The 26,176-nt window shown below is 46.4% G+C and carries 20 protein-coding genes; 7 read left to right on the top strand and 13 right to left on the bottom strand.

Annotated elements, in window-relative coordinates; all coding sequences use genetic code 11:
- Positions 1–63: 63 nt before the first annotated feature.
- The 7 genes from V6W81_RS04635 to V6W81_RS04605 all read right to left on the bottom strand — a co-directional run bounded on the left by V6W81_RS04635 (position 64) and on the right by V6W81_RS04605 (position 8,404).
- Positions 64–1,467 carry an MFS transporter gene (locus V6W81_RS04635; protein WP_338541793.1) on the bottom strand — a complete coding sequence of 468 codons (1,404 nt, stop codon included), beginning with the start codon at positions 1,465–1,467 and terminating at the stop codon, positions 64–66.
- A complete protein-coding gene (locus tag V6W81_RS04630; RefSeq protein ID WP_338541792.1) occupies positions 1,464–2,819 on the bottom strand; it encodes a diaminobutyrate--2-oxoglutarate transaminase in 1,356 nt (451 codons plus the stop codon). Before V6W81_RS04630 ends, V6W81_RS04635 begins: the two co-directional genes overlap by 4 nt.
- Positions 2,820–2,855: 36 nt before the next feature.
- Positions 2,856–3,857, bottom strand: coding sequence for an ATP-grasp domain-containing protein (locus V6W81_RS04625; protein ID WP_338541791.1), 1,002 nt, complete (start codon positions 3,855–3,857; stop codon positions 2,856–2,858).
- 554 nt (positions 3,858–4,411) lie between these two features.
- Positions 4,412–5,233 (bottom strand): ABC transporter ATP-binding protein, encoded by an 822-nt coding sequence (locus V6W81_RS04620; RefSeq protein ID WP_338541790.1) that lies wholly within the window; start codon positions 5,231–5,233, stop codon positions 4,412–4,414.
- 13 nt (positions 5,234–5,246) lie between these two features.
- Positions 5,247–6,290 carry a FecCD family ABC transporter permease gene (locus V6W81_RS04615; protein ID WP_056695069.1) on the bottom strand — a complete coding sequence of 348 codons (1,044 nt, stop codon included), beginning with the start codon at positions 6,288–6,290 and terminating at the stop codon, positions 5,247–5,249.
- Positions 6,287–7,300: a FecCD family ABC transporter permease gene (locus tag V6W81_RS04610; protein ID WP_338541788.1), complete on the bottom strand. Its 1,014-nt coding sequence runs from the start codon at positions 7,298–7,300 to the stop codon at positions 6,287–6,289. The genes V6W81_RS04615 and V6W81_RS04610 overlap by 4 nt, the downstream gene beginning before the upstream one ends.
- Before the next feature lie 90 nt (positions 7,301–7,390).
- A complete protein-coding gene (locus V6W81_RS04605; protein WP_338541787.1) occupies positions 7,391–8,404 on the bottom strand; it encodes an ABC transporter substrate-binding protein in 1,014 nt (337 codons plus the stop codon).
- A 509-nt stretch (positions 8,405–8,913) separates the two neighbouring features.
- Between V6W81_RS04605 and V6W81_RS04600 the strand changes: the two genes are divergently transcribed.
- The 3 genes from V6W81_RS04600 to V6W81_RS04590 all read left to right on the top strand — a co-directional run bounded on the left by V6W81_RS04600 (position 8,914) and on the right by V6W81_RS04590 (position 13,881).
- On the top strand, positions 8,914–9,492 hold the full coding sequence (locus tag V6W81_RS04600) for a hypothetical protein (protein ID WP_338541785.1): 579 nt from the start codon (positions 8,914–8,916) through the stop codon (positions 9,490–9,492).
- A 203-nt stretch (positions 9,493–9,695) separates the two neighbouring features.
- Positions 9,696–11,456, top strand: a complete 1,761-nt coding sequence (locus V6W81_RS04595) for a glycoside hydrolase family 13 protein (RefSeq protein ID WP_338541783.1) — start codon at positions 9,696–9,698, stop codon at positions 11,454–11,456.
- A 268-nt stretch (positions 11,457–11,724) separates the two neighbouring features.
- Positions 11,725–13,881, top strand: a complete 2,157-nt coding sequence (locus V6W81_RS04590) for an alpha-amylase family glycosyl hydrolase (RefSeq protein ID WP_338541781.1) — start codon at positions 11,725–11,727, stop codon at positions 13,879–13,881.
- Between the two features lie 294 nt (positions 13,882–14,175).
- On the opposite strand, the gene V6W81_RS04585 is transcribed toward V6W81_RS04590, so the two are convergent.
- From V6W81_RS04585 to V6W81_RS04575, 3 genes are all read right to left on the bottom strand, one after another.
- On the bottom strand, positions 14,176–15,012 hold the full coding sequence (locus tag V6W81_RS04585) for a sugar ABC transporter permease (RefSeq protein WP_145049270.1): 837 nt from the start codon (positions 15,010–15,012) through the stop codon (positions 14,176–14,178).
- Positions 15,009–16,364: a sugar ABC transporter permease gene (locus V6W81_RS04580; RefSeq protein ID WP_056695094.1), complete on the bottom strand. Its 1,356-nt coding sequence runs from the start codon at positions 16,362–16,364 to the stop codon at positions 15,009–15,011. Before V6W81_RS04580 ends, V6W81_RS04585 begins: the two co-directional genes overlap by 4 nt.
- Before the next feature lie 173 nt (positions 16,365–16,537).
- Entirely contained in the window at positions 16,538–17,824 is a 1,287-nt protein-coding gene (locus V6W81_RS04575; protein ID WP_338541779.1) for a sugar ABC transporter substrate-binding protein, read from the bottom strand.
- Between the two features lie 445 nt (positions 17,825–18,269).
- Here V6W81_RS04575 and V6W81_RS04570 point away from each other — a divergent pair, with 445 nt between their 5' ends.
- The gene (locus tag V6W81_RS04570) at positions 18,270–19,304 is read left to right on the top strand and encodes a LacI family DNA-binding transcriptional regulator (RefSeq protein ID WP_338541778.1); all 1,035 of its coding nucleotides are present in this window, start codon (positions 18,270–18,272) and stop codon (positions 19,302–19,304) included.
- Positions 19,305–19,564: 260 nt separating this feature from the next.
- Here V6W81_RS04570 and V6W81_RS04565 read toward each other — a convergent pair whose 3' ends face one another.
- Complete coding sequence (locus tag V6W81_RS04565; protein ID WP_145049262.1) at positions 19,565–20,323, bottom strand: SDR family oxidoreductase; 759 nt, start codon at positions 20,321–20,323, stop codon at positions 19,565–19,567.
- A gap of 283 nt (positions 20,324–20,606) precedes the next feature.
- Between V6W81_RS04565 and V6W81_RS04560 the strand changes: the two genes are divergently transcribed.
- The 3 genes from V6W81_RS04560 to V6W81_RS04550 all read left to right on the top strand — a co-directional run bounded on the left by V6W81_RS04560 (position 20,607) and on the right by V6W81_RS04550 (position 23,252).
- On the top strand, positions 20,607–21,254 hold the full coding sequence (locus V6W81_RS04560; protein WP_338541777.1) for a TetR/AcrR family transcriptional regulator: 648 nt from the start codon (positions 20,607–20,609) through the stop codon (positions 21,252–21,254).
- Positions 21,255–21,379: 125 nt separating this feature from the next.
- The gene (locus V6W81_RS04555) at positions 21,380–22,429 is read left to right on the top strand and encodes a cupin domain-containing protein (protein WP_338541776.1); all 1,050 of its coding nucleotides are present in this window, start codon (positions 21,380–21,382) and stop codon (positions 22,427–22,429) included.
- Between the two features lie 91 nt (positions 22,430–22,520).
- Positions 22,521–23,252: a YoaK family protein gene (locus V6W81_RS04550; RefSeq protein WP_338541774.1), complete on the top strand. Its 732-nt coding sequence runs from the start codon at positions 22,521–22,523 to the stop codon at positions 23,250–23,252.
- 72 nt (positions 23,253–23,324) lie between these two features.
- On the opposite strand, the gene V6W81_RS04545 is transcribed toward V6W81_RS04550, so the two are convergent.
- Positions 23,325–24,464: a toxic anion resistance protein gene (locus V6W81_RS04545; protein ID WP_145049256.1), complete on the bottom strand. Its 1,140-nt coding sequence runs from the start codon at positions 24,462–24,464 to the stop codon at positions 23,325–23,327.
- 20 nt (positions 24,465–24,484) lie between these two features.
- Positions 24,485–26,173, bottom strand: a complete 1,689-nt coding sequence (locus V6W81_RS04540; protein ID WP_338541773.1) for a vWA domain-containing protein — start codon at positions 26,171–26,173, stop codon at positions 24,485–24,487.
- Positions 26,174–26,176: the final 3 nt, after the last annotated feature.

Below are 26,176 nucleotides of genomic sequence, written 5' to 3'. Positions count from 1 at the left end.
CAACAGACATTTCGGCTGAATTCCATCTTCGACGCTGAGATGCCGCTCGTGCATCCTTCGTAATCAAAAGCGGACTTTTTGAACAACCTCTATAAGTAAAACAAGGGGCAGAGTTAGCAGGATCGCACTTCCCAGCACGATACATATTTCTCGTAGCGCACCCCACTTGGCCATCTCTACCGATGCCCCTGTCTGAGCAAGCCATTGCCATCGCATATCGTAGAACAACGTCAATCCCATGATCGCAAACGATGAAGCTAAACGTTCAATCGTCGTGGACAATGCCGATCCCTCATGCATATCCTCTTCCGATAACGCCTGTAATCCTAGAGCCGAGATGCTCATGCCTGACAGTCCAACTCCAATTCCTCGGCAGGCCATAAGCAAGACCAGAATAATAAGCGGGGTATTCAGCGGCAGGAAGGCAAACGATACAATCGAGAACGCCACAAGAGCGGTGCCCCATGCGATAAATTGCAACGACCGACCACGATCCATCAGACTGCCGCCAATCCACATGAACAGACTTGTGCAGATCGACAGCGGAATGAACAGCGCACCGGATAGAGCTGGTGACATGTGAAAGACATCTTGGAATAACAGCGGTAAAGCAAATATCACCCCAAACATCACGCAATCCTGAATGGTGGAGATGAGTACAGTTAACGGAAACACCTTATTCCGGCGTAAAAGCTGATAGCGAATTAATGGTTCCTTCCGTCGATTCTCCGTTTGAATAAAACGGATGAGCAGTGCAATCCCTACGGCCATAAGGCTCCAAGGTACTCCGCTACCCACAATAGGACTAGCATATAGTTGAAGTCCCAGACTAAGAGCGCCTATCCCTCCGATCAACAAGATCATGCTAGATAGATGCCACCGCTTGCGGCGGGCTGGCAGATACATCTGGATGTATCTGCCGCATAAGATTAAGGAGAATACAGCGAACGGAACGTTTAACCAGAATAGATATTCCAGCCTGCCATACTCAACGATGAATCCACCTAAGGTCGGACCAGCCGTTGGAGCAAGCATTAGGAGCATTCCCCACGCTCCTGTGATCCTGCCTCGCACTTCGGTACCGTAATAGTCAAATAACAAGACAAGGGATAACGGAATCATCAAACCTGCCGCCACGCCATGCATGAAACGTACGATCAACAAGACCTCGAAATAGGCATGGAACAGTGCACCAATGATGGAGAATATGCCATATAAACATATGCCTAACATATAGGTCTGCTTTCTACCCAAACGATCCACGATCAGAGAGGCCATCGGCATCGTCAGCGTCATCGCAAGCATGTACAATACAATGATCCATCCCCCTGCTGTCGTCGAAATATCATAGTGTTGGACAAAGTAGGGTAACAGCAGATTAAACGCACTATTCGTCAGCACGAGAGCAAAGGCGCCCGTAAGAATAGCCCACAGAACGGCATGACCCTTGAGTAGCGATAACTTCATGCCGTAGCTGTCGTTAAAGCAATAGCTGCTTGCACGGATTTCTCAAAAATCCCCAGTACCGCTGCCGTCTCCTGCTCTGTAATATTGAGTGGTGGCAGGAACCGGATCACAGCCGAATGACGACCACCGACTTCCACGATTAAGCCATTGTTGAAGCATTCATGCTGGATGGATGCAGCTAACGCTCCATTCTGTAGATAATGTCCTAACCGATCCTTCGAGCCAGCAGGATTAACGATCTCTACCCCAATCATCAGTCCTCTGCCCCGAACATCTCCAATCTCTGCATACTGCCCTTTCAATTGCTCCAATCGATGCATGAACTGCTCGCTGCGCAATTGCACGTTCTGAAGAATGTTCTGCTCTTGCATGTGGCGAAGGGTCGCAAGACCTGCGGCCATCCCTAGCTGGTTACCTCGGAAGGTTCCCGTATGCGCGCCGGGTTGCCATTGATCCAGTTCTTCTTTATAGATCACAACGGCCATGGGTAAGCTGCCACCTACCGCTTTGGAGCAGATGATCACATCCGGTACAATCCCAGCATGTTCAAATGAAAACATCCGCCCCGTGCGGCCAATGCCTGTCTGAACTTCATCAATAATCAGTGGAATGCCCCGCTCAGACGTAATACGGCGCAATTGCCGCAGCCATTCGATATCCGCAGGAATTACTCCGCCTTCACCCTGCACAGTTTCCAGAATAATGCCACACGGCAACGCAATACCGCTCTCGCAATCATCCAGCAGATTCTCAATGTATTGGGCACTAAGCTTGGCGGTCATACCTTCCCCCATCCCAAATGGGCAGCGATATTCGTAGGGAAACGGCAGGAAATGCACATCGGGTAAAAGGCTCTGTAGATGTTGCTTTTTGCTCAGATTGCCACTCATCGCCATAGTCGCCTGGGTTGAACCATGGTAGCTTCCTTGGAAGGCAAGGATGGACTTGCCACCTGTCGCGTTTTTGACTAGTTTAATTGCCGCTTCTACCGCATCGGCTCCAGTTGGCCCACAGAACTGAATTTTGGCCGTATCCTTTAGTTCATTCGGAAGAATGGAGAGTAGTTCTTGCATAAATGCAAGCTTCAATGGTGTTGCTAAATCCAAGGTATGTAACGGAATCTGTTGATCAAGCACACCACGAATCGCATCCGTAACGGTCTCATGGTTATGCCCTAGGGCAAGCGTTCCTGCACCTGCAAGACAATCGTAGTAGTCACGACCTTCAGTATCGGTAACCGTAATCCCTTTAGCCTTACTGATCACAAGTGGAAAGTGTCTAGGGTACGAGCGCGCATTCGATTCCTTTTCATTTTGAAGCTTCAGATAGTCGGACTGCACTTCTACTGACATTGCATATTACGCTCCTTATGATCGATTTGAGATGAACTACAGTTCATGCTGAACAAGATACTCTAAGTACATGCGCACAACATCACGCGTAGTGCCTCCATGAGGAAAGACGTGATGCGTCATATCTGGAAGTGCGTTTACCTCCAAAATGCCTCCATTCTCTTTCGTAATAGGGACCCGCATATCCGAGCAGCGGATATCGATCCCGGCTACATCAATCTGTAGTGCGTTCGCAGCTTGGCTCGCCATGAGAGCGTTAGCCTCATGCATATCTTCCGTACAATCCATATAGAACTCACTGATATTCCCAGCGGCTGAATTACGTAGAAGGTACAGCTCAATCTGTCTGCCTAAGGAAGGCACATCCTCAGAAATAACTCCCTGTGCACGCAAGGCTTGATGCAGTTGTGCGGAATCCTCTTCAAGCTCCGGGAATGCTTCATATTCTCCGATATGGGTCAATTGAAGTCTTTCCTGATTCAACCTTTGGATTAACTCCTTAATCGTTGAGATACCGTCGCCCTCCACGAAGACAGGACGATATTTATTGACAGCGGCAATAGCCCCATTAATGACTAGAACCCTATAATCTATCCCTCGCACAAAGCGCTGGAGCATAATGCTTGTACTATGGGCTAACGCTCGATCAATCGCGGTCTCCATCTCTTGAACAGTCCGTACATCAAGTGTGACGCCAGCACTGCCACTTGCATCAAGAGGTTTGACGACAATCGACTGATTCACTTCTAGAAAATGAACAGCCTCATCTCCCATTTCACTCAGGACAACAAAGGAAGGTACAGGCATTCCTTGCTGCTCTAACAGCATGTTACACACCTGCTTGTTCTTCGCCAGTAGTCCGGCAATTAGCGGTAGATGATGAGACCTCGTCTTGTTGATGATGATTCTTCTATCCTGGGACGAGAGTTCCAGAAAATCCTCACAGCCTGCAAGGAGTGGCTTGCAGTCGATTCCCATCTCCAGGGCTTTGCTTAGAATGAGTCGGTTTTGCAGATTCTGAATCCCTTTCGGAAACACTGGAAATCCTCCCCGATCCAATGAAGACGCACTCTAGCCTCTGCTTCATCCGATTTTTAGTTGGTTCATTTTGATAATGATTATCAATATCACCTAAATCTATTTTATGGTAAATATAGTATTTATGTCAATTGGAAACTTTAAAGGAATTTTAAGTATATTTAGAATGGGTGTTTGATACGCAGATGATCATAAGTCTTTATGTTGATTGATTCGGTGATTGGTTCGGTGTTTGAGTTGTGATATTGCTGAGATACGATCGTAGGGTGGGTTAAAATAACGATTGTAGTATGGCTAGGTAAAGTTGATTTACTTAGTCTAAGATACGGTTGAGGCTAGATATGGAGGGTATATGTAATAGTCAATGGGAGAAAAGAGACAAACGCCCCACTATGAAACCTAGAGACGTTTGTCAGTTTAAAAGAAACAAATCAAGCAGCTGCCTTATATTTCATCTTGGGACATGTCGGTCAATAGCATCGAGGATGCCTGATTGGGTCAATGGTTCCTAGGTCAGACGATACCAGGATATCGACACTTGCAGTTCTTCATCCTTAAGCCAGTTGGGTGTAACGCTTCTCGCCGTCTAACTTTCTTCCCCTTCCATGTGGGATACAGGTCGGCGTCCCAAACAACGGATCAACAGCAATCTCACATTCCATCTGAAACACAGTACGAATCATGTCCTGCGTAACGATCTGCTCCGGTTTTCCTTCTGCATAAATGGATTTGTTATGAACGGCTACGATGTGATGTGCATATCGGCAAGCCAAATTGATATCATGTAGCACCATCACAATGGTACGGCCTTCTTGCTCATTTAATTCAAATAATAAGTCCAGTATTTCAATCTGATGGGTCATATCCAGATACGTCGTCGGCTCATCCAGCAGCAACGTCTCCGTGCCTTGAGCCAGTGTCATCGCAATCCAGGCACGCTGGCGCTGACCACCAGACAATGCATCGACCGGTCGATCCGCTAGCTCCGTTAGATGTGTTGATTCAAGTGCTAGCTTAACCATGCGTTCATCTTCGCGAGACCATTGCTTCAGCCAGCTCTGATGCGGATATCTCCCCTGTCTGACTAATTGATTGACTGTAAGACCTTCCGGTGCGGAGGAGCCTTGTGGCAGGATTGACATGCGTCTTGAAATCTCTTTGGTAGGGAGCTTGGCAATCTCATCACCATCTAGCAGCACGGAGCCTGAGCTGGATTTTAACAATCGGGCCATCGTGCGGAGCAATGTTGATTTGCCACAGCCATTACTACCAATGAGAACCGTAATCTGTCCTTTTGGAATCGTTAGATTCAGATTATCTATGATCGGATCTGCTCCATAAGAGATTGTAAGGTTCTTTGCTTCCAGAATGCTCACGCTTCTCTCCTCCTCAAAACTGGTTTCGATTCTTAAACAATAAATATAGGAAAAATGGTGCACCGATCCCCGCCGTAAATACACCTGCTGGCACATCAAGGGGAAGGAAAGCCGTACGTGCAATCAGATCGGCACTTAGTACGAGCAATGCGCCAACAAGACCCGATACTAGAAGCAAGCTTCCAAACATCCTGCCTACTAACTTGCGTGCAATATGTGGTGCAATTAGACCCACGAATCCGATGGTTCCAGCAACAGCGACGGCGATGCCTGCGAGTAGCACACTACATAGAAGCAGTAATGAGCGATGCCATTGCACGGTTACACCGAGCCCAGTTGCCACATCATCACCGAACTCCTGTGCATTTAGACTTCTGGCAAACCAAATCGCGAGAGGTACAACAATGAAAATCACCGGTAGAATCGTTTGGATATCAAGCCATGATGCTCCATAGATGCTGCCTGTCAGCCAGATATAGGCCTGTCCAGCCGTATAGAATGGGCTCAGAATCAGCATAAAGGTCGTCCCTGCGCCCATAATTGCCGAGATTCCAATCCCGATCAGTACGAGACGGATAGGAGTTACTCCTTTTTTCCATGCCAGCACATAGATCACTAACGCTGTAATTAGCGCTCCTATAATGGCAAACAGCGGAAGTAACTTAATACTGATCGTTCCACCCAGAATGGATACGAAACCAACAGCGGCAACAGCTGCGCCACCTGTGATCCCAATGACATCCGGTGAAGCGAGCGGATTACGAATGATCCCCTGTAGGATTGCACCAGACATTCCCAGTGCTGCACCGACGAGAAGAGACAATAACACACGGGGTAACCTTAAGGTGAGCACCACAAAATCATAGTCACCCGTACCTAACTTAAAGATCGTTTGCAGCACATGGAGTGGAGAAATATAATCACTGCCTATACTTGTGCCAACGATCGCTGCAACTAGAGATAGCATAAACAATACAATAATGACTATTAATGATTTCCGTTCCATTTGCAGTGAAATGGCATCTTTTTTCGTGCGAAAGGTTAACATCTTTCTCATATTTTCGTCCCCCCCTTACGGGCTATGTATACGAAGAAGGGGCCGCCGATGATTGCTGTCATGACACCTAGCGGAATTTCCTGCGGCATGATGACCAGTCTTGCGACAACATCAGCGGATAGCAATAAGATGGCTCCCCCAAGTATGGAATAGGGTACCAGCCAGCGATAATCATTGCCCACCAGGGCACGCATGATATGTGGAACAACGAGACCAACCAGACCGACCGAGCCAGCAACGGCAACAGAACCACCAGCAAGCAATACGGTAACCACACCCATGAGCAGCTTAACTAACAGCACATTCTGTCCCATGCCTTTAGCAATATCATCACCCGTCAACAGTAGATTGACCGCCCTTCCCATGAAGAGCGCTACAATTGCTGCAACCGTCATATAAGGAAGAACAGGATATAACATGTCCAGCGTTCGTCCACTTACTGAACCGGCCAGCCAGAACAACACATCCTGAAGACCCGTTCCATCCAATATAAGCACCGCTTGAGTGAAGGAAGAAAACAGTGCTGTAATGGCAGTGCCTGCCAGTACAATTTTGATTGGTGTTAGACCGTCTCGCCCAAGCGACCCCAGCCCATATACGATAGCAGCAGCAATTGCTGCACCTGCAAAACCAAACCACATCATTGTATTTAAGGATGAAACGGACAGAACAACGATGGCAATCACAATGAAGAAAATGGCTCCAGCGTTGATTCCGAACACACTCGGAGAAGCGAGTGGGTTACGAGTCAACGCTTGCATAAGCGCTCCTGCTACAGCCAAACTTGCCCCTACAACCGCAGCAATGACCGTGCGTGGCAGACGTTCTGTTAACAGCACGATATGCGCGATGGATTCTTCATCATAGTGCTGGAGTGCATCCACCGCATCCTGCAACGTAATCGCTGTACGTCCAAAGATCATACTGGACACACAGGCTAACATCAGCAAAACAAATAATCCCACGATTCCATAAATCTTTCCGCTTGTCTTCGTAAAAAGGGGAAACATATTCTCACTCTTTCATCCATGAAATGCAAAAAGACCTGCCAGCCCATACACTTTGCTTCAAATGTTGGTGCATGGCAGGTCTCGCTCCCGTTAATTCAATTTGAAATATTCATACAGATCATCCAGCATCATATTAGCAGATGTGTATCCCCCTGCCATGTTCCAAGCCACTTCGTCGACTTGAACCAGCTGGTTATTCTTCACAGCATCGAGATTCTTCCACAATGGACTGCTCGTCCAGTCCTCATAGTTCTTCTGAATCGCTTCCGTCTCAGTACCTGAATTAAAGTTGAAGATCAAGTCTGCATTCATATCTGGAATGCTCTCTTTGGACGTCAATTCAACACCCCAAGTATCTTCATCATGACCTGCTGGTCTTGTGAAACCAAGCTCTTTCAGAATTTTGCCTGCATAACCCATGTAGAAAATACGAACTTGATCGGCTCTGAAGTTAGTAATGGTTGCTTCGATCGGGAGGCGATCACCCATTTTTTCTTTGAAGTCAGCTACACGCGTATTCCAATCCGCAAGCAGCTTGTCCGATTCCTCCACCTTATTCATTGCTTCGCCAGCCAGTTTCACGGTTTCTTTCCAATCAAACAACGTCTCTGTGACAACCGTTGGAGCGATCTGTGACAGCTGTTCATAGATGTCCTCATGTCTGATCTTCGTTGCAATAATGAGATCAGGCTTCAATTTGTTGATCTCTTCCATATTGGGCTGAGGTTCTTGACCCACTTGCGGTACGCCGTCCAGATCTGCTCTCAGATATTCGTATACAGGTTGCTGAACCCACGATTCAACAACGCCTGTGGGCTTAACACCCAGAGCAACGACAACATCATTCGCACCTTGGAACAGTGTTACAATCTTCTGCGGTGTACCTGTAATTGTGGTTTCACCCATAGCATGCTTGATCACTCTAGTCTGATCATCTGTCGTATTGCTCGTTGTATCGCTTTCACTACTGCTCGTGTTCCCGCTCGTAGCTTGGCTTGCCGTATTTGTTGTCTCTGCACTCCCCCCCGATGCACACCCTGCCAGCAGTGAAATCATCAATAGAAGTGTAGCGTACATAAATAGCTTTTTCTTAAATCTGAACATGCTAACCCGACTCCCCTATCCTCTAAATGATATTGAATCTCATTATCATTTGTATTGTAATTCAGTTATGTGCTTTGTACAAGCATTTATTTGGCAATATTTCCCGAGATGTGCGGATGTCATTCAGACTCCTATTACTTATTAATATAGGAATTGTGAGAGATCCAACTTTATACCTTATATAATCCCACTTTTATCAAACACACATTTATGTAATTATTCACCTCCTATTATGCTATAAAGATATGAAGTTTATGAGAAACACGCTCTCGTTTTCACATATGAACATGCTAATACCTCTTTATACCTATCTCTCAGACCCCCTCCGGAACGTTGAATAGGTACTATTTCGTAATTATCGCTGAGAACGATTTTATGTAAATCTATTCCTGTAATTTACTGTCGCACTATGTTAGATTATCCATTGGAATAATATACATAAATTAGGGATTGTCTTAGAATTCCGATCAGTGAGATTTAAGACATGACCCAGATGGGGGCTATGAAACATGAAGAAATCTTGGATATTATCATTGATTATGAGTTTTGCTTTGCTAGGAGGCGTATTCCTACCTGCTGGTTCTTATGCGGCTGCAGCTGAGGATACAACATCTACCTACTCAGAAGACAGTGAATATGGTTACGATACATCTCAAGACGAACCGTTACCGACGGACGAAGAGATTGATTTTCTGGACTACATTGATAAATTGACAGAAGCGGCAGTGTATGAAGAAAAAGCGTTCAACGCTGTAAGTGGCGGTACTATTATCACTTCTGCGAATCGCAAATCTGTGTTCCTGAAATTGACTAATACCGCAATCCCTAACTACACCAAATATGTATCTAAGCTGAAACTAGTAAAACCACAAAATGCTGAATTGCAAAAAATTCATGCCAAACTGGTCAAAGGAAGCTACACACAGCTTGAAGCTTACCAGTTGTTCAAGAAGTCGGTATCCAAAACTAAAGTGAACAGCACTTTGCTGAAACAAGGCAATGCTAAACTTGCTCAAGGCGCTAAACTGATCGAGCAATCCAATAATGAGCTAGTTAAATATGCAGCTAAGCTTGGTTATGATCTGTAAGCTGTAGTGCTCATTATGGCGAGATCAAAAAAGTGAGATAAAAGTAAAAAAAAGTGTTTTCTTTTGCGAATTTAGTTCGTATAATAACGCTATAATCAAAAGGCTATGCTGCCGAAAGGTACAACCTCGTGAACATTGGGGGTTGTGCCTTTTTTGCGTTTATAGCCGGATTCTATAACTTTTATCCATAAGGAGTGACTTGAATGCTACTCGAAGCTATTTACCATCGCCCCAAATTAAATTGGTCGTACGCTTATGACCGCTCTACAATGCATCTTCGCCTGAGATCCAAGCGCGGAGATGTAGACGCCGCCTATGCCATTATCGGGGATAAGTATGCCTGGGATCGAACGATGGAAACCCTCCCCATGCATCTATTCACCAGCGATGCCCTCTTCGATTATTGGGAGGTTGAAGTACAGCCACCTTACCGCCGGTTACGTTACGGTTTCCGGTTAGAGAAGGATGATCAATGTGTGTGGATGACTGAACGCAGATTCGAGACAGCAATGCCGGAAAATTCATTGGAGTTCTTCGATTTCCCATTTATGAATCCGGCAGATATTTTTGAAGCTCCTGCTTGGGTAAAAGAAGCGGTCTTTTATCAAATATTCCCTGAACGTTATGCTAATGGCGATCCTTCTATCAGTCCGGCCAATGCGGAGCCTTGGGGCGGCGAGCCTACGCCAGTTAATTTCTTCGGAGGTGACTTGCAGGGCATTATCAACCACCTCGACCATCTGGTTAATCTCGGTATTAACGCGATCTATTTCTGTCCATTGTTCCAGGCAACGACGAACCACAAGTACAACACTGGCAACTATCTCAAGGTAGATCCTCATTTCGGCACGAATGAGAAACTGAAAGAGCTGGTGGATGCCTGTCATGAACGTGGGATACGAGTGATTCTAGATGCGGTATTTAACCACTCAGGCCGAGAGTTTTTCCCTTTTGCCGATGTCCTTGAAAATGGTGCATTATCCCCCTATGCTGATTGGTTCCACGTTCGGGATTGGCCGGCACGGATCGAGGATGGCATACCGACATATGATACCTTTGCCTTCGAACCCCTAATGCCTAAGTTAAATACAGAGCATCCTGAAGTGAAATCCTACCTGCTGGAAGTGGCACGTTACTGGGTTCAGGACATTGGTATAGATGGCTGGCGACTTGATGTCGCTAATGAGGTGGATCATCAATTTTGGCGTGAATTCCGACAAACCGTCAAAAGCATTAACCCCGATGCCTACCTATTGGGCGAAATCTGGCATGATTCCATCATGTGGCTTCAGGGTGACCAGTTTGATGCAGTGATGAACTACCCGTTTACCAACTCTGTGCTTGACTTTGCTGTACACGGTAAACTGGATGGCTTAGGATTTGCTGACGAGATCGGTAAGCTGCTCATCGCTTATCCTCAATCGGTTACTGAGGTTTCATTTAACCTGTTAGATAGCCATGATACACCGCGACTTCTGACCGAATGTAAGGGGGATGTGCGCAAAATGAAGCTCGCCCTCCTCCTGCTCTTCACCTATCCAGGTGTACCCTGCATCTATTATGGAGACGAGATTGGGCTGGAAGGTGGCTACGATCCTGGCTGCCGCAAATGCATGGAATGGGACGAAGACAAACAAAACAAGGATCTTCTCAGTTTCTTCACGACAATCATTCATTTACGCAAACAACATCCTGCACTTCGTAGCGCTAATCTCAACATGCTCCATGCCAGAGCTGGTGATCCTTGCCTTGTTATCGAACGACATGATCCACACACAGGGGAATATTTCGTGCTTATACTCAACGCTGATGATCAATCCCGCTCGCTCGATCTCACGCTTTCTGTAGCGGGAACCTGGCATGATGTATTCAACAAAGATTTATTTCAGGCGGATCAGAAGAATAAGCTCCAGATTGAAGCATTCGGATTCCGCTTACTCCAGTTGAAGAATACGAAACAATAGATAACTAGAAAATAAATGCTTTTAAAATATATATTGACAACTAAACCAATATTTAATTATTATAACGTTGTGAAGATAACTCGAGGGCTATGCTTTTGAACCGATATGGTTTAGAACAACCCCGGTAACTCCAGCAGGAGATGCCGGGGTTGTTGGCATGCCATAAGGGAGGCGATATGTTCAACAGAATTGAGAGATTTATTTTTTTGTAAGCGCTATTACAATCATTCAGAACATATCCAAACCAATTGATGAAGGGTGGATTACCATGTTCAAATTAACCAAGCGAGTCCTTCTCAGCGCCACGCTGACATTAGGCTTGATGGCAGGAAGCGCCTTCCCTTTTCTAACCACAGCGTCTGTATTCGCAGATCCTGATACTGCGGTAACCAATAAACAGAATTTCAGTACAGATGTCATCTATCAGGTGTTCACAGACCGCTTCTCTGATGGCAATCCCGCCAACAATCCGGCAGGAGGAGCCTATGACGCAAGTTGCAGCAATCTTAAACTGTACTGCGGTGGCGACTGGCAAGGATTGATAGACAAAATTAATGATAACTACTTTACCGATCTAGGTATAACTGCGCTCTGGATCTCTCAACCTGTTGAAAATATCTACTCTTTAATCAACTACTCAGGTGTCAACAACACAGCCTACCATGGCTATTGGGCACGCGACTTCAAGAAAACGAACCCAGCCTTCGGCACGATGACTGATTTCAAAAACCTGGTCGACACGGCTCATGCCAAAGACATCAAAATCATCATCGACTTCGCTCCTAACCATACCTCCCCCGCCATGGAAACCGATACTTCATTTGCTGAGAATGGCAGATTATACGACAATGGTAACCTTGTAGGCGGGTACACCAATGATACCAACCAGTATTTCCATCATAATGGCGGCTCTGACTTCTCCACACTTGAGAACGGCATCTACAAAAACCTCTACGACCTGGCTGACCTGAACCACAATAACGGCACCATCGACACGTATTTCAAAGATGCAATCAAGCAATGGCTGGATATGGGCATTGACGGAATTCGTGTAGATGCAGTGAAGCATATGCCTATGGGCTGGCAAAAGAATTGGATGTCTTCCATCTATACACATCAGCCTGTGTTTACCTTTGGCGAGTGGTTCCTGGGATCATCTGCTTCAGATGCAGATAATAATGATTTTGCCAATAAATCAGGTATGAGTCTGCTGGACTTCCGCTTCAATCAAGAAGTTCGGAATGTCTTCCGCGACAATACCGCCACGATGTACGCGCTAGATTCCATGATCAGCAGCACCGGAGCGGATTACGACCATATCCATGATCAGGTTACTTTTATTGATAATCACGATATGGATCGTTTCAAAACGAATGCAGTTCAGAACCGGCGTCTGGAGCAAGCTTTGGCATTCACCTTAACTTCGCGCGGTGTACCTGCCATCTACTATGGAACAGAACAATATATGACCGGGGACGGTGATCCAGATAACCGTGGTAAGATGCCTTCCTTCTCCAAAACATCCACGGCGTTCAATGTAATCAGCAAACTTGCTCCATTACGGAAGTCCAATCCGGCTATTGCCTATGGTTCAACGCAGCAACGCTGGATCAATAACGACGTCTACATCTATGAACGCAAATTCGGTAATAGCGTTGCTGTCATTGCAATCAATCGCAGTACCTCTGCGTCTGCATCCATCTCAGGTCTAACCACCTCGCTTCCTACGGGTACATATACGGATGTGCTTGGTGGCGCACTTAATGGCAGTCAGATTTCCTCTAATGGAGGAAACATCACGTCCTTCAATCTTGCAGCAGGTGCAACAGCCGTTTGGCAATATACAGCGAATGAGACCACCCCAACTATTGGTAATTTAGGCCCAACCATGGGCAAAGCGGGAAATGAAGTCACCATTGATGGTCGAGGATTCGGCGCTTCCAAAGGCACAGTAAACTTCGGAACTACAGCAGTAACAGGTGCAGCCATCACCTCTTGGGAAGATACACAGATCAAAGTCAAGATTCCAGCCGTTGCAGCGGGAACTTACGCAGTGAAAGTAACAGCAGGCGGAGTCAGTAGCAATGCGTATAACGATTTTACGATTCTTAGCGGAGATCAGGTTTCTGTCCGCTTTGTCATCAATAATGCCACCACTTCCCTCGGCGAGAACATTTATCTAACCGGAAACGTGGCTGAGTTAGGAAGTTGGTCCACAGGCTCCACCGCAATTGGCCCAGCGTTCAATCAGGTCGTTCATGCATACCCAACGTGGTACTATGACGTCAGTGTTCCAGCCGGTACGCCGCTAGAGTTCAAGTTCTTCAAAAAGAATGGCTCCACGGTTACGTGGGAAAGTGGTTCCAACCATACCTTTACCACCCCGACGAGCGGAACAGCTACGGTTACAGTGAACTGGCAATAACATAATAATGGATTGAAGATAAACCCATCACGAAACCCGGAGTACGCTGAGATAGCGTATACTCCGGGTTTATACATAGGTACGGGTTGATTGGATTGAGGTTAAGGTCTCGTAAACTCATATTGAAGCAGAAGGCACTTCCGTAATGATGTCTGTCAACTTTAGACATCACATCACGGGAAGTGCCAGCTTGACGTATATTATTTGATGTTTTACTTGATCTGCCACGTGTTTTATCACTTCATATATTTAATCTACGACTAGATCGCGGACGAAATAATGCACAGAGCACAGTTACCCTTTGGAAGCCCCTGATGTGAGACCTTGAACTAGGAAGCGCTGTAGGAAAACAAACAACAGCGTAATCGGAATGGCGATCAGTACCGCTCCTGCGGCGAACATCGTAAAGTTACTGTCCTGATAACGGTTGACCAGATCCCACATCCCTACCGCAAGTGTCCAATTCTCCTTCGTACGCAGTACCAGACGGGCAAAAATAAAGTCCATCCACGCCCCTGTGAAGCTAGTTAAAGCCACATAGGTCAACATCGGTTTGGATAATGGCAAAATGATGCTGGTGAATACCCGCAAGTGACTTGCACCATCGATACGAGCCGCTTCATCCAGACTGCGCGGAATGGTGTCGAAGAATCCTTTGACGATGAATCCCCCAAGTACTGCTCCTGAAGAATAGACCAGAATAAGTGCAGCATGGGTGTCGAGCAATTTAATTTGCAGCAAAATGATATAAATAGCAATCATGCTCATGAAACTCGGGAACATGCCAAGAATCAGCATGGTAGAAAGAATCGTTTTGCGACCACGGAAACGGAAACGCGACAAGGCATACATTCCCAGTGTCACCATAAGTGTAGAGAAGATCATGGTGAAAAAGGCAATTTTCAGCGTATTCATATACCATCGGCCATACATAAAAGATGGATTGTTGAACAGTTCACCATAATGGGACAGCGTGTAGGCTTCTGGCCATAAACGCTCACTAAACAATGCCGCACCCGGTCTTAAGGAAGAGAGAAAAATCCAGAGCACCGGATAGATGGAGACGACGGCAATGATCAGTAGTAATAGGTAACTCACAGCCAGGCGCACCGGATTATTGCGTGTCTTCATTGAATCATGTCCTCCTCCTTAAATGATTTGGAGCGGCGGAAATTCCAGATGGAGAATGAAGCGATAATCAGGAAGATAATAATACCTACCGCTGAAGCCATGTTGAATTTATTGTTGTCCAGCGTAAGCTTGTAGAGCCAGGTTACGAGCAGATCCGTTGCCCCAGCATACTGATAATCCCCACGTAGCGGATTGCCGTTGGTCAGCAGGAAGATCACATTGAAATTGTTGAAGTTACCCGCAAACTGCATAATGAGCACTGGTGTAGTCGCAAACAAAATGAACGGCATCGTAATGATTCGGAATTTCTGGAATGCGGAAGCCCCGTCCACTTCAGCAGCCTCATACAGATCACGTGGAATGGCTGTCAACACACCCAGAATCAACACCATGCTGACCGGGATACCGATCCACATGTTGACGACAATGACCGTAACCTTTGCCCAGAACGGATCGGTCAGCCAAGGTAATCCCTCCAGCCCAAAAGCTCTCATATACGTATTGATCGGCCCAAACTGGCCGTTGAACAGATTGCGCATCAACAACAGGGAAATAATCTGCGGGATGGCATAAGGCAGGATGAAAATCGTACGCCACACCTTCTTGAAGCGTATACCCCGCTGTTCAATCAATAACGCCACGAGTACACCACCGAAATAAGTAGTAACTGTAGCTAAAATGGCCCAGATCACCGTCCAGGTGAGAACACCGTAGAACGTCTGACTCCATGACTTGAGCTGGATCAGATCACTGAATGTCTTGAAGCCGACCCAGTCTACCAGTTTAGCTGGCGGGATATGATCCGGCGCCGAATAATTCGTAAACGCGATGGTGACCGTGAACAAGATTGGCATAATGGTGAAAAAGAGTATCCCAAGTGCCGGAATGGACAGAAACAGATATGGGAAGTTTCGATCCATCATGTTGCGGATCGTGGCTCCTGCACTTCGTATCTGCTTGCCTTCTTCTCTAGCAAGCCCGGTCATGTACGCATCCCGGATATTCAAAATGTAGATCAGAATAAACACAAAAAATACCAGCAATACGATAATCCCATCCAGCAATAAAAAGATGGAATGGTCTCCTTTTTGAAGCACGGTGGAACCATTCACTTTGACAAAACGCTGTGTATTCTCGCCCAGTGTCCATACTCCCCATACTGCTTGAGACAGGCGAGGAAGCAGGTATGCAAGCCCTACTCCCTCCAGCAACAGTAGTACAATTCCTTTGATCCATTGCCGATTATATAACTGCCCCAGACCTTGCAATATGATGGAACATATGGCCGCTGTCATCCGGTGCTGCCTTTCCCTTCCGGGGCCGACAGGCACCGGGACATGCTGCTGTTGCATTCGCTCTCTCCTCTCCGACCCTGTTATCCCAGATTTTTTCAATACCTTTCTAAATGGGGGACATCCGGGGATAAAGTCATGCAGGTGCTTCCGAAGCAAGCTTTCTTTCAGAAAGCTTTTAGCTTCACTCCTTCAGCTTGTTCTTATGCATATCTTCGTGTCATCGTTCGTTCTTACTGCACGGTTGCAAGGCTCTCCTGGATCTGCTTCACGGCATTGTCCAGCGATGCTTTGACATCCTTGCCACTATCCCAGATATCCGTAATGGCAGATGTGATCGGTCCCCAGACACTGTCCATGGCAGGAAGCGAAGGCATTGGGGTGGAGTTGTTGAATTGCTCCAGGAACGCATTGTTGATCGGATCTTCCTGAACCTTCGGATTGGCTGCGACGTTCTTGTTCGCCGGAAGTGTGCCATTTAGTTCAAAGTTCTCCATCTGAGCCTCTTCATTGGATAGGAAAGCAGCCAGTAACTTGGAGGCATTCGGATATTGCGTGAATGCATTTACGTAATAAGCTTTAACCCCGGAGAAGGATGTCATCGGTTTGCCATCAATCGCTGGAAGTGGAGCAACACCGAAGTCGATTCCCGCATTGCGGTAATCCGCAATGGTCCACGGCCCGTTAATATCCATCGCCAGCTTGCCGCTGGAGAACAATCCTTTTTTGATATCGTAGTTCACATCACCCATCTTGAGCGGCAACACTTCAGACTTCAGCGTCTGCAGGAATTGCCCACCCTTCTGAGCGCCTTCATTATTCAAACCAAGATCTCCGCTATCCATCCCGTTATCACCGAAGATATATCCGCCCTGCGATGCCAGAAACGCATAATTGTAATAGAACTGCTGCAATTCCCACATCAATGCGTATTGATTGGACTTGGTATCATTGAAGGTTTGGGCGAAGCTGATAATCTCATCGAAGTTTTGTGGAGCTTCCGGGTATAATGCTTTGTTATAAAAGAGGGCATATGTCTCAACGCTGTACGGATATCCGTACAAGATATCCTTGAAAGTCACCGCCTTGAGGGCATTCTCACTTGTATTCGCTACGGTTTCTGCTTCAAAAATGTCATTTGGCAAGATCAGTCCTGCTTCTGAAGCGCTACCAATTTTGTCATGTGGAAACACGACCACGTCTGCTGCCAGCCCTGCCGGTCCATCTGTCGTTAATTTCGTCACCTGATCCGTCGGAGGCAATTCCTCCATTTTGACGGTTACACCGTACTTCTCTTCGAACTTTTGCACTCTTTGCTCAATGAAGCTGCTTTGATTTTTGTCCTCCCAGATGACCAAGGTTGCTCCTTCCTCTGGTTGAAGATTCTCGGCTGTCAGTTGTACAGCTTCTTCCGGATTCTCGCCTGCTGTCGTTGGAGATGTAGTTCCCCCTCCTGCCGAGCATGCAACCAGTGTAAAAGCCATGACGATAGACCATGTTGCCCCTTGCCATTTTCTCATGTAAAATGTCCCCTTCCCTCTGTTTGGTTCAACGAAATTGCGCTCTCTCACCCTTTGATCTGCGTAGAATGTCAGGTGTTATGATCCTTGTTCTTTTTTGTACAAACGTTTGCTCAAATAAAAGACAGAATCACATTTTTGTTCAATATGTAGGGGGAAATATACTAAGAAGTGTGTAAAACCAATGATGTAAGCGCTACAATAACACTCACATCATACAATAAGATTCTTTCTTTGTACAAACGTTTGCACAAGCCATATTGCTTCAATTTTAACCATTTTCTTTCATTTTGCCGAAGTAATTCTCTATTCCCTTCTTCTAACTCATTCTTCCTTTATTTTACTTCCTTCGCATTCTGTATTAGGTAGGTAATAATTGATTTCTCGTATCCTTTGCATTACCATAGGGGAAAGTTGAAATGATTGTTCAGAGGGGACTTTTTACATGATTACGATCAAGGATATAGCCAAATTGGCGGGTGTCTCCCCTTCTACAGTATCACGGGTGATTTCCAACCATCCCAGAATTAGCACCGAGACGTCTCTTAAAGTAAAGAAAATTATGAAAGAACTCAACTATCATCCCAATATTATGGCGAAGAGCCTTGTGTCCAAAACGACGCAAACCCTTGGGATTATGCTTCCGCGCCCTGCAGAGGAGTTGTTCCAGAACTACTTCTTTGGGGAATTGCTACGAGGTATTATTACACTCGCCACACGCAACAATTATGAATTGCTACTAACAACCGAAACATCATCCGACGATGAATTGCACGCCATATCCCGGCTTGTTCATGGCCGAAGAGTAGATGGCATTCTGCTGCTAGGTTCGAAGCGAGATGATCCGATCATTTCATTTCTGGAAGAGGAAGAGTTTCCTTTTGTATTGATCGGTCGCAGCGAAGCTCACCCGAATGCACCCATGGTGGATAATGACAATGTGCAGACTGCTTATGATGCAACGCAGCATCTGATTGCACAAGGACATACGCGGATTGGATTCGTGAGTGGCCCGCCGGAAATTACGTTATCCCATGATCGTATGCGAGGATATCAGAAGGCTCTTGCCGAAGCAGAGTTACATGCCAATCGGGACTGGATTGTGGAGGGTGAATTCCTACAGGAGAGCGGATTCCGAGCGATGTCTCTATTCATGTCTTTGCCTGATAGACCGACAGCTATTGTTGTTATTGATGATAATGTGGCTTTTGGAGTATTAAGAGCTCTTGCCGAGCTGGGATATCAGGTACCTGAGGATATTAGCGTGGTCAGTTTTAACAATATAGCCTTATCCGAACTGGCTTCACCGCCACTCAGCTCCATCGATATCGGAACCTATCAGCTTGGCTATACGGCAGTTCAAGTGTTACTCAAAATTATAGGCGGGGAGCCGCAAACGCATAATCCCGTCATTATTCCACATCGATTAATTGTGCGAGAATCCTCACTGTACTCCAAAACTAAGTCGTCACTGAGCTGACATAGTCAGGTCTAAGTGTGGCAGTGCAAACGTTTGTCCCAATTTCCGATGGAATTAAACACGATACATGAGGTTGACTCGTTTGTAGAGTCACCATAAAGAAGCCGCATCATGAGATGCGGCTCTTAGTTCATTTCACAGCATTATACGCACGGTCGTGTATGTTCTCTTTGAGCACTTGAAGTGCTGTAATTGCATTGATTTTTACATGCTCCGTCCGATCATTCTTTCATTAGCGATTCTACCACTATGCACTCGAATTAGTATGAACTCCAGCCTGCATCAGCCGTAATGACGGTTCCGTTAACGAAGCTAGATTCATCCGAGCCGAGGAACAAAGCCACTTTGGCAATCTCTTCACTCGTACCTACACGTGGGTTGATCGCCATACCTAGTTGTTGGCGTCCAGCACCAAATGGGCTGATTCCTGTCATTGAGGAGCTAATGTTAGTTGCCACAGCCCCTGGAGCGATGGCATTACAACGAATGCCTTGCTCGGCATACATGTATCCCGTATTTTTGGTGAAACCAATTACTGCGTGTTTGGAAGCTGTATAAGCGGCTCCCGCACGTCCGCCGTGCAATCCACCTGCTGAAGCAATGTTCACGATGACTCCTTTTTGTTTCTCTTGGAAGATCGGCAATACTTTACGCGTAGTCCGCATTACGCTGGTTGTATTTACGGCGAACAATCTCTCCCACTTCTCATCGGTGATATCTGCTGCTGGCTCCATGCCATCCATGATGCCTGCATTATTCACCAGAATATCCACAGTCCCATAGGTACTTACCGTCACATCAATCAGATTTTGCACATCTTCTTCTTTGGCTACATTAGCCAAAACCACGATGGCTTCTCCGCCTGATTCCTTGATCTCACTAGCAACCGTCTGAGCGGACTGTTCGTTAATATCTGACACAACGACTTTGGCACCTTCTCTAGCATATAGTGTGGCAATCGCTCGCCCCATGCCTGAACCTGCACCTGTCACAACAGCAACTTTATCTTGAAGTTTCATATCTTAATTCCTCCTTTTTGTATTCGTTTACAATAAGTTAACAAACAAATGTTCATTAACTTGTATCCTTAGTATAATAAGTCATAGCTTTTGGGATCAATCAGTAAAAGCTTGCCCTATTGTACGTTAACCAACACTTCAAACGCCTATTGTACGTTTATTAAACCGTACTTTTTGAACAACTGCTAAAATACGAGTTCAAAAAGTTCGCTTTTCAGTACCGAGAAGATGGGATGAAGATAGACTCACTTTTTGAACAACCTATACTAAGGGAGGAAATTTGATGTCAGACCCTACCGAATCCACGGATCGAAGAATTAAGAAATCCAAAGCTGCGCTGAAACATGCACTCATTAAGCTTATGCAAAAGCAACCTTTTAGAGAAATATCCATTACCGATATTGTGAAGTTGGCGGATCTGAATCGGGGAACCTTCTATAAGCACTATCAGTACAAAGAAGACCTGTTTGACGAGATCATAGACGATGTCATTCAAGACCTGGTCACCTCTTACCGAGAGCCTTACCAAGGCAAAGAAGTTTTTGAAGTCAGTCATATGCCATCATCAGCCATCCGCATCTTTGAGCACGTCTATCAGCACGCCCCATTCTATACTCTTGCCGTCAAATCCGAGGCATCCTCCAGCTTCCAACAGATGATCTGTAATGTTCTTCGCGACCTCGCCTTACAGGATCTAAACGAAATATTCCCAACGCATATCAACCGCGAGTTGCTCGCAAGTTATCAATCTCATGCTATCTTCGGCATGATTATCGAGTGGATTCATCAGGAGTTCAGACACAGCCCCGGTTATATGGCCGAGGAATTGTTCAAAATTATTAATTATAAACCCGCTAATGTGGTCTATCATTCGACTCACCGCGAACCTGCAACACAATATGTACAAAAAAATGGAATGACCCTCGAATGAATGATTCCCATTTGCCTCATATTAACTAAGGTATAGCTGAATAGATTCGTAGGATATGGTTAAAAGAACATAGACGGTATATTCAACTTTTTACATGTAAACCTAATTTGATATGAGGAGGAATCATGATGACATCTTTTAAATATCGGCTTGAACAAAAGGAACCTCGGACAGGCTCTGGCGGAATCACCCGCGGTGCATCGGTTAAAGATTTCCCTGCTTCCATTGGCATTGCTGGCGTATCCATGCGCTTAGAACCAGGCGGGATGCGCGAATTACATTGGCATGCGAATGCAGCAGAATGGGCATATGTCATCAGCGGTTCCTGTCGTACAACAGTCATTCATCCGGATGGACATGCCTACACAGATACGTTCGAGCCCGGTGATGTCTGGTATTTTCCGCGTGGATATGGACATTCCATCCAGGGACTCGGCCCGGACGAATGTCATTTCATTTTGATTTTTGATAACGGCGATTTCTCGGAGGATCACACATTCAGCATTACGGATTTCCTTACACAGACCCCGAACAACATTGTAGCTCAGAATCTTGGCATCACCGAAGAACAAGCAGCTAAGCTGAATCAGGGCGAAGCCTACTTTGCCAAAGGGCCTGTTCCCAATGACAGTTCCTCTTCCGGTACATATCGCCGTAATTCAGAACTGACAACACCTCACCGTTATCCACTTCTCGCCAAACAGCCTAGGCGAGCACCAGGAGGTGGTACGCAACGCACAGTGACCGTTGAAGACTTCCCCATCTCCACCACAATGGCTGGGTCACTCATTGAATTGCAGCCAGGTGCGCTACGGGAGATGCATTGGCATCCTAATGCAGACGAGTGGCAGTACTATATTAGCGGTCAGGCTGAAATGACAGTATTCCTTGCAGAGGGTCATGCGGTAACAGAGCATTTCGAAGCAGGCGATGTTGGCTATGCACCTATGGGAGCTGGGCATTATATCAAAAATACCGGAGACGACGTCTGCCGTGTGTTAATCGGCTTCAACAGTGGGCACTACGAAGCCATTGATCTGAGTGAATGGATTGCAGGTAACCCAGACGACCTATTGTCAACGAATTTGGGTATGTCCAAAGAAGAAGCGGCCCAGCTTCCGAATGATACACTCTTTATTGCACCAGACCCGCATAAGGATCAGAATCAATCCTGAATCATGTAAACATTTGTACTTACACTCCTATCGGATCGGATAGACTGATCTGCCATAACTGCTTTCACGCCCCAGAAGAGAGGTTACGTCTATGACCTTAACACCTGATTCCACCAATAACCATCAAGGCACAACCAAACGTATTGGACATACGGTAGAACGCTTAGAGCCGGGATTATCCCGGCTTTTATTGTCATTAGCTCTAGTGCTCATTGCCGGTTTCATTGATGCCATAGGATATCTAGGATTAGGCAAGGTTTATTTATCTTTTATGAGCGGTAATAGTACCAAGCTAGGCATTGCACTCTTTAAAGGTGACTACTCCGTATGGGCAACGACAGGGATCGTCGTGCTGTTATTCATTGTGGGTGCATTTATCGGTACATTGATAACGGAATTATCCAGACAATATCATTTGACGTTAATTTTAAGTGCGGAATCTATCTTATTCGTTATTGCGATCACCTGGGTCATATTGTTCCACACCGACAGCATTCTGTTTCCACTCGCAGTGGCGATGGGTATGCAGAATACGATGCACCAGATGGTCGCCCACGCCGACGTGGGGAAAGGCTTCGTGTCAGGAACCTTGTTCGGGATTGGACAAGCCATCGCTAAGGCTGTACGTGGCAAAGCGCCTGCATCCGAATGGGCTGTTCTGGCACTATCCTGGATTACGTTTGTCATCGGTGCGGCTCTGGGAGCACTCCTGTTCACTCAAGCCAGTCTATTCATCTCCTTAATCGCGGCCCTATCAGCCCTTGTGCTGCTGATTCCATATGCACTCTACATGCAACGACAAAGAACGGTTGACCCTGGATAATTCGGGGTCAACCGTTCTTACAATCATTGTTTATGCCATTCTATGCAGCTAAGAAACACGGGGTTATATAGATTACAATCCCAGCTTCTGCCCTTTCTCCAGCCGCTGAATCTGCTGCTCTCCCGTATCTGCAAGTTCACGGAACTGCGTAATAGTCTCCCGCATTCGCGGTAATGCTTCCTGCTTATACACACTGATTGAATCGAGTGCAGACAAGACATCCGTAAAGGCTTGCTTCATCGTATCGACCGAAATGCTCGCGTCATACGCCTGCTTTTGAATGGCGATGCCCTGATCCTTGAGCATTTTGGATGTGCCCGCGATGAGGTCGTTCGTCGTCTGGTTCAGCAGTTCGATTTTTTGCAATACAATCTTCTGATTATAGAGCGCACTTGCTACGGTTACGGCAATTTTCAGTGCCGATATGGTTACATTCTTCGCCCGATCGACCCCGCGAATCAGTTCCTTGTTGTTACGGATGACCACTTCAATCGCCATGATCCCTTGTTGGTTAACCACCAGCATCTGCTGCAGATCCATCACACGTTGCCGAAGCGGGAACAACACTTCTTCTGTAATAAAACGAACCTTCTCCGGATCTTCATTGCGTACTTTTGCCGCCTCGATCTGTCCATCAATGGATTCGTCCATCAGCACACCTAACTGGATTTCTTTCTGTAATCGCTTGGTTAATTCGCGCAAATTCTGCTGCTCGATCTCTAAGGTGGTATTGTCATTCCGTAAAGTTGCTCGACCTTTGTCCAGCGAGGTCACGATGTCTGCAATGACCGCATCTGCTTTCTGGTACTTCAAGAAATACGCGCGCAGCGGATTGAACAGCTTGCCCAGAAAGCCAGTCTTGGCGAAGTCGACCACGCTCGGGTCGAGATCCTTCAGTTGCATATGCAGCTCAGTTAAGCCTTTGGCTACCTGACCGCCCTCGTCTCCCGTCTTGGACAGATGTCCAACGGAGACTTGAAGCAACGCGTTTTTCTCCGAAGAGGATCTCATCGTGTTCATGCCAAAGCCCTCAATGGATTGCAGAATCTCCTTGCGTTTCTCCAACGATTCAAGGTCAAGTGTCATGATCATCTCTACGTTGGCATTCGCGACTTGTTGCAGCTCAGCAACCTCCGCTGGCACTGGTTTCACTTCTTCCTCAATCACCTTCTGAATTTCCTTCTGACTAGGTATCTCCATGGAAAATGACATTGACGTTCCCCCTTAAAATATTACATTTGTACGTTGAACAGGTTCCCAATCTTGTACACGACATCGTCGGTATCGGCATTAATGCTTGCCGCTTCGTTAATGCTGGAGATGCTCTCCAATGCTTTGATGTCTGCGTTATAGCCAATGGTGTAAATCGGCACCTGATACGTCTCGACCAACTCACGAATATCCTGCAACGTATGCCCCTCATTGGTCTCACCATCACTTAAGACAAAAATCAACGGCTTCACATTGGGATTAGCGGCCTTGTAATCCTCCAGCATCTTCATCGCCACAACGATCCCGTCAAAGGTCGCTGTCCCTCCACCTGCTTGCAAGCTATCCACCGTGCCTACAAACATCGATTGCTGGTTCGTATCATACTTGGCAATAGGTAAGTTGACGGTAACTCCACTGGAGTAGGATACTAAGCCGATGCTGTTGTCCGTACCCAGATACTTCTGCCCTTTGTGCAAGGACTCCTTAAGCCGGTTAAGCGGTTCTCCATCCATGCTTCCAGATACATCGGTAACGAACACTGCGGCAATAGGTTTGCTGCCATTTTTCTTCTCTTTCCATACTTTCTGCGCGGACAACAGCGTACCGCCATCTACCGCTGCTACCTCTGATTTATAATCCGGGAGGCCGTTAAAACCGAACTCCTCGGCTGATTTCTGGTATTTATCTTGCGTGACGAATTCCGCAAACTTGTGGATAATCTCCTGCTTGTTCTGCGGCAATTGACCGAGAGCATATAGCGGGCTGTCATGCCTTACTCCAAATGGTGTGAACACATATCCACTCTTCAGATCGGCGGTATTCACAAATGTCTGGTATTCAAGTACAAAAGCATCCAAACGGCCTGACTTGGCAGCTTCCCGCATCTGAATTGTCGTGGACGCGGTAAACGGTACGTTCGCCTGGAATTTCTCAAAGCCTTGGATCGCCTTCTCGCCAAGCGGATTCGAACTGTCATACGTGTTCAGTGCTGTCACGAGGAAGTTCAGTCCTGTGGAGCTAGCAAATGGATCGGTATACCCCATCGCAAGTTCGTTTTTCGCAATCGCTTCAGTGACTGTCTTCACATTGACAGAGCCATACGTATCAACCAGTGCATCATATTTCGCTTTGGAGATGACGATCCCTGGTACGTTACCAACAAGTCGTTCGGATACCATCTCTGTCTTCACTCCGCTTGCCTCTACCATCTCGCCCCACAGTTCATTGGAAGGTGTGAAGGCATCGGGCACATACTTGCCTGACTTGATATAGTCGGTAGCTGTTCCAGAGGCAATGTTACGAATCTTCACCGACACTTGTTTACCGTCAACGCTGATATTTGCTTGGTTGAATTCTTGTGCTACTTCGGTTAACCAGCCATCTACCCCGCTGCCCGACTTCTCCGTGGAAGAGAAAATTTCAACATAATCATTCGTTGTATTCTCTACCGCAATCGGGAACTTGGATATGTCCGGCAGCGATTCTGCGACATCAACCGGATCCAGATCAATCTGGCCCTTAACCGGTTCAGCTGTTGCCGGCGCGATGTCCGCATACAACTTCCCTAGCTCCTTACCTGCGTTCTCCGTGCTGACCTGTGAAGATGATTTACCGAAGTTTGACGTCAGTGTAATTCCTGCATAGACTAGGCCAAACACAAGCACCAACATTACAATGGATATGAAAAAAAACTTCCCTTTCTTCGCCATACG

Origin of the sequence: Paenibacillus tundrae (assembly GCF_036884255.1) — a bacterium.
GTDB lineage: Bacteria > Bacillota > Bacilli > Paenibacillales > Paenibacillaceae > Paenibacillus.
The sequence above is the reverse complement of the archived record's forward strand: the minus strand, read 5'-3'. Positions and strand labels throughout refer to the sequence as shown.